Raw genomic sequence first — 3,925 nt, forward strand, 5'->3', positions numbered from 1 at the left:
AGGCACCTTGTCCGAAAGCATCGGATTTCCACAGGGCTCTGCTATACTTGCGACAAGAGTCAGCCCTTCCCGCCTCCCGGCGGACGCCTCGCACGACGGAAAGGATGCCCGTGAACCGCCTGCCCCGCACGCTCATGCTCATCGGCGCTTGGACCGCCTGCATCTTGGGATGCGTCGGCGTGCTCGTACCGGTACTGCCCACCACCCCCCTGCTGCTGCTCGCAACGTTCCTGTTCGCGAAATCCTCGCCGCGCTGCCACGATTGGATCATCTCAACGAAGGTGTACCGCACCTATGTCGTGGCCTTCAAAGAGGCCGGAGGCATCCCCGCCTCCACGAAGGTGCGCATCCTCACCGTCTCGTTCGTGCTCATGGGAGCGAGCGCACTCATCGTGCACAACGTGATCGTGTGGGTCATCCTCGGCTGCGTGGCGGCGTTCCTCGTATACCTCATGTGCGTACGCATCCCCACCATCTCGCTGGAAAACGTGCAGCAAGCTCGCGAGGCCGAAGAAGCGGAATAACGCCGCCGCGCTCGACACGCGACGCATCCCTTACAAATTCGACTCATGAAGAGCACGTGTAACAAGACACCGAACCCCTATTGCACTGCTCAAAATGCTTGATTTTCACCTCTTAATTGCTTAATATGCAATTAAGAGGTGAAAATAATGATAAAGACCCACTCGATGCTCATAGAGGAACAGTCGAAGTACGCGGCACCGGCAAACAAGCTGATACGCATGGTGCGCGATGGCCAAATCATCCCCATCGTCAGGGGTCTCTACGAAACCGATCGAACCGCTTCACCCCACCTCCTCGCAGGCAGCATCTACGGACCATCGTATCTCTCGTTTGAGTTCGCGCTAAGCTGCCACGGCCTTATTCCAGAACGCGTGGCAACCATCACCAGCGCTACGTTCAGCAAGAAAAAGAAAAAAGAATACTCAACGCCATTCGGACGATTCACGTACCGCGACGTTCCCCCCGCTGCGTTTCCCCTTGGAATCGAGACTCGCGAAGCGGACGGTTACCACTATCGCATCGCGCGCCCGGAAAAAGCCCTTTGCGACCAGCTCTACAAGCTCCCCCCCGTAGCGGGAACGAAAGAACTGGAATACCTGCTCTTTGACGACTTGCGTATCGACCGAGGCGAGTTCGCAAAACTGAATGCAGCAGAAATCCATTCTTACGAAGGCAAATACCGCTGCACCAACGTCAAGCTGCTTGACAAGAGCCTCAGGAGGGTCAGACCATGAACGCGTCCTTCGAATCAATGCTGCAGGCCTACAGCACCGAAACGCCAACCGATCGCAAGAACGCCGTCAAAGAGATCATGCAAGAAATCGTTTTATGCGGATTGTCCCGTGCCGGTTTTTTCGACAAGGCTGCGTTTTACGGCGGCACCGCCTTGCGCGTGTTCTACGGGCTCGACCGCTTTTCCGAGGATCTCGACTTCTCCCTCATAGCGCCCGATGCCTCGTTTGATCTTGCAGCATATTTCCCTACCCTCGAGAACGAAATCCGCTCGTTCGGCTTGAACGTTTCCATCGAGACGAAGATCAAGGCAAACGATTCCGCCATCCACTCTGCTTTTTTGAAGGCAAATACCCTTGAGCATCTGCTGCTGTTTTACGCGCCCGAAGACGTAATCGGCGGTACCGAGGCAACCGAAAAGATCAAAATCAAGTTCGAAGTTGACACAGATCCCGCACAGGGCGCCACCTTCGAGCGCCGCTATCGACTGCTTCCCGCCCCCTACGAAGTCAACCTTTACGATCAGCAGTCGCTTTTCGCTGGGAAAATACACGCGGTGCTCTGTCGAGGGTGGAAGAAGCGCGTAAAGGGCCGCGATCTTTACGACTACGTGTTCTACCTGTCGCGCAACACGCGCGTGAACACCGCGCACTTGAGCGCCAAGCTCGTGCAAACCGGGCACCTAGCAAGCGGCACGGTACTTGCCGTCGACGAAGTTCGCAACCTGCTCTGTGAGAAGTTCGACTCCCTCGACTTCCAAAACGCAAAGCTCGACGTCGCACCCTTCATCCACGACACCGAGGCCCTCAATCTGTGGAGCGCAGACTTTTTCAAGCAGATATCCCAAGAGTTGCAAGGATAGCCCCTTCGGCTGCTAGTTCGCAGAAGCCGTTCTCCAATTCGCTAGCACCGCAGGCCACGCAGAGGCGGTCCTTGGATTCGCCGAAGCTCGCTTGGCGTTCTTTCTCGCTTCGCGGTTCCGTCAAAGAAGTTCTCGTTCTCTTTCGCTAGAGTAATCCAGCCATGTACAGTGGCAGATAGTCCACCAAGCCGTCATTCTCGACGTTGAATGGATGCAGAACGAAACCTTGCGAAAGCCGATAGTTCGGCACGCACATCAAGTTGTCGAGTGCTGCGTGCGAATGGCTGCGAGAGCCCGATTTTACTTCAACGGGAATAACGTCCATGCTTCCAGGTTGTTGCAGGAGGAAATCCACTTCGCCGATCTTTTTCGAATAGTAGTAGAAGAGGGCTTCACGGCCGTGCGCGCGAAGCTCTTGGGCAACTGCGTTTTCAAACGCGGCTCCGAAGTTGACCGATACCGCGTTTTCAATGATCGATCGAACTTCAACGGCCTCAAAGGTCGAGAAAAGCAGCCCGACGTCGCTCTGGTAGAGTTTGAAAAAGCTTTGCTCCTGGCTCAGTCCCAAAGGAAAGGTCGCCTCGGTGGCCTTGCGGGCCGGTATCACGACTCCAGCGTTTTCGAGCCAGCCAAAATCAGATGCCATGTCCGCAAAACGCTTCTTTTTTTCGATACCGCTTACAACGAACCGCTTGTTCTCCTTTCCCAGCTGCGCAGGAATGGCGTTGAATATGGTCTTGATTCGTTGGGCATGAACCTTGTTGTCAACGTAGCGAGTTATATCAGCTCGATAGGCATCGAGGATGCTCTTCTGGCGTGCCCGCATTGCTTGGGTATCGTTCGTTGAAACGAACACATGAACGGCTTCCGGCATACCGCCAACCAAAACGTAGCGTCTGAAGAGATCCATGAAGCGTTCGTGTAGAAAATCGGGGACTGGCGTTTTGCTCGCAAAGCAGCCAGCAACAATATCCCACAGGCTCCCGTCGAGACCGTTGGCCCAACAAAATTCTTCGAAGTCCAACGGGAACATCTCAACGATGTCGATAGTGCCAACGGGCAGCGATCTGAAATCGTACGTTTCGATACCCAGCAAAGATCCCGAGTAGATCACATCGAACCGACCGTCGTCGGCAAGATAGCGCATCCAAGTTATTGCATCTCCGCATCGCTGAACCTCGTCAAAGAAGAGGAGGGTCTTTTCGTTGGGAAGGGGGCGAGAAGCAAGAGAGGTTATGCGCACGATAAGGTCTTCGATATCTCGGGCTTCCGAGATAAGCTTAACGGCACTGGGTGCCTCGACAAAGTCGATTTTAATGAGATTCGAGTATTCCTCTGTGGCAAACTTTTCAACGCTGCTTGTTTTTCCGACCTGCCTTGCGCCGGTGATGAGAAGTCCTTGCTTAGTTTTCGTTCGCTTCCATTCGGCAAGCTTGCTCTCGATTTTGCGTGTCAGCATAGTATGGTCTCCGTAAGCACGATTAGTCAAACAAACGCTTATCCCAAAAGACTCTTCGAATACTAGAGTAAATCTGCAAAAGTCGAAATCTAAATGACTTAATTTCTGCAAAAGTACGATATGAATCTGACAGGAACCAGAGTAAACCGGTACTTGCCAAGCTTCAGCATTGCACAAGTTTTGCCAGAATCCTCCCCGCGAACACACGCTTCACCGCCCCGCGAAGGCGAAAACTCTAAAAATAACCCCCTTTGGGCTAGGCATTTTGCCAAAACAGCCCCCAAAGCGCTATGGGAGCGATCCCCCCTTCTGCGCGATCGTTGATGCTGTTGCCACCCGAAGCGATT

4 protein-coding genes are annotated in these 3,925 nt (G+C 53.9%); 3 read left to right on the forward strand and 1 reads right to left on the reverse strand.

Translation table 11 applies throughout. The features are described 5' to 3' along the window. The first annotated feature begins 104 nt into the window (after positions 1–104). The 3 genes from RR842_RS10740 to RR842_RS10750 all read left to right on the forward strand — a co-directional run bounded on the left by RR842_RS10740 (position 105) and on the right by RR842_RS10750 (position 2,119). Positions 105–524, forward strand: coding sequence for a DUF454 family protein (locus RR842_RS10740; protein WP_332512577.1), 420 nt, complete (start codon positions 105–107; stop codon positions 522–524). 219 nt (positions 525–743) lie between these two features. Then, positions 744–1,259: a hypothetical protein gene (locus tag RR842_RS10745; RefSeq protein ID WP_332520978.1), complete on the forward strand. Its 516-nt coding sequence runs from the start codon at positions 744–746 to the stop codon at positions 1,257–1,259. Further along, positions 1,256–2,119: a nucleotidyl transferase AbiEii/AbiGii toxin family protein gene (locus RR842_RS10750; protein ID WP_332518285.1), complete on the forward strand. Its 864-nt coding sequence runs from the start codon at positions 1,256–1,258 to the stop codon at positions 2,117–2,119. The genes RR842_RS10745 and RR842_RS10750 overlap by 4 nt, the downstream gene beginning before the upstream one ends. Positions 2,120–2,264: 145 nt before the next feature. On the opposite strand, the gene RR842_RS10755 is transcribed toward RR842_RS10750, so the two are convergent. Continuing rightward, entirely contained in the window at positions 2,265–3,578 is a 1,314-nt protein-coding gene (locus tag RR842_RS10755; RefSeq protein ID WP_332723872.1) for an AAA family ATPase, read from the reverse strand. Between the last annotated feature and the right edge of the window lie 347 nt (positions 3,579–3,925).

Origin of the sequence: Gordonibacter sp. (genome assembly GCF_036667095.1) — a bacterium.
Taxonomy (GTDB): domain Bacteria; phylum Actinomycetota; class Coriobacteriia; order Coriobacteriales; family Eggerthellaceae; genus Gordonibacter.